The 1,654-nt window shown below is 72.5% G+C and carries 1 protein-coding gene; it reads right to left on the reverse strand.

Annotated elements, in window-relative coordinates; all coding sequences use genetic code 11:
* On the reverse strand, positions 1–1,654 hold a 1,654-nt coding region (locus tag ACIQWA_RS40930), incomplete at both ends, for a polyketide synthase dehydratase domain-containing protein (RefSeq protein WP_402492282.1).

A 1,654-nucleotide genomic window follows, 5' to 3' on the forward strand; every position in this document is an offset into this window, starting at 1 on the left:
GTGGCGAGGGTGCCGGTGCCGCCGGTGATGAGGATGGTGCCGTTGGGGTCGAGGGTGGGTGCGGTGGGGTTGGGGTTGGGGGTGGTGGGGGTGAGTTTGGGGGTGAGGAAGTTGCCGTTGCGAAGGGCGAGTTGGGGTTGGCCGGTGGTGAGGGCGGCGGTGATGGTGTTGGGGCTGGGGGTGTCGCCGTGGTGGTCGAGGAGGGTGAGGGTGTGGGGGTGTTCGTTTTGTGCGGTGCGGATGAGTCCCCAGGTGGTGGCGGCGGGGAGGTCGGTGATGGGGTCGGTCTGTCCGGTGGAGACGGCGCCGCGGGTGACGACCACGAGGTGGGCGTCGTCGGGGTGGTCCTGGGCGAGCCATTCCTGCACGCGGGTGAGGGTCTGTTCGGCGAGGTGGTGGGCGGCGGCGATGGGGTCGTGGGGTGTGGTGGTGTCGTCGTGGGGGCGGACGATCAGGATGTCGGGGGTGGGGGGTGTGGTGGTGTCGGTGGTGGCGGGGACCCACTCCAACGCCAAGGGTGAGTCGAGCGGACCGCCCGGGGCGGCGGCGAGGTCCGGCGCGGTGAGTGCGCGGCTGGTGACCGAGCCGATGCTGAGCAGGGGCGCTCCGTCCCTGTCCGCCACCCCGGCGGACAGGGTGCCGTCGGGGTGGGCGGCCAGCCGGATCCTGGCCGCGGCGGCGCCGGTCGCGTGCAGTGTCACGTCCGTGAAGCGGTTCGGGAACGCCGTCTCTTCTGACTGACCGGCCAGGACACCGTCCAGCGCGGCAGCCAACAGCGCCGGGTGGAGCCCGAATCCGTCCGCGGTGGTGTCCTCCGGGAGGGCCGTCTCGACGTGCCCGTCGGAGAACCCGCGGATGCTTCGGAAGACCCCGCCGTGGTCGTACCCGGCCGCGGTGAGCCGTTCGGCCGACTGCTCGGGCTCGACCCAGGCCGCCCGGCCGGGGCCGGTCCCGCCCGCCTTGCCCGAGGCGCTCAGCACACCGGCGGCGCGGCGCGTCCAGCCGTCGGCCTGCCGGGTGTGCACCTGGACGGTGTGCTTCCCGTCCTCGTCCGCGCCGGACACGCGGACGCGCAGATCGACCCCGCCGTCCTCCGGCAGCACGAGCGGCCGCTCCAGGGAGAGTTCGTCGAGGTGGTGCAGGCCCAGCCGGTCACCGGTGGACAGGACGAGGTCGAGTACGGCCACCGCCGGCAGGACCGTCGTGTCCTGGAGCGTGTACTCCGCCAGCCAAGGGTGGCTCTCCACACCGATCCGGCCGGTCGCCACCACGCCCTGGCCCTCGGGCAGTTCCACCACGGCGGCGAGCAACGGGTGCGCGGCGTCGTCCAGCCCGGCTGACGCGGCGTCGTCGAGGCCCGCTCCGGCCGCCGCTTCCAGCCAGTAGGTGTGGTGTTGGAAGGGGTAGGTGGGGAGGGGGGTGTGGTGGGTGGTGGGTGTGGGTGTGGTGGGTGGGGTGGTGGGGGTGTTGTGGGTCCAGGTGTGGGCGAGGGCGTGGGTGAGTTGGGTGGTTTCGGGGGTGTTGCGGCGGAGGGTGCCGGTGGTGACGGTTGTTGTGCCGGTGTTGGTGGTGTCGGCGGTTTGTTGGATGGGGGTGGTGAGGACGGGGTGGGGGCTGGTTTCGATGTAGTGGGTGTGGCCGGTGTGGAGGAGGT

The sequence above is a fragment of the Kitasatospora sp. NPDC098652 genome, assembly GCF_044760155.1.
Lineage (GTDB): Bacteria > Actinomycetota > Actinomycetes > Streptomycetales > Streptomycetaceae > Kitasatospora.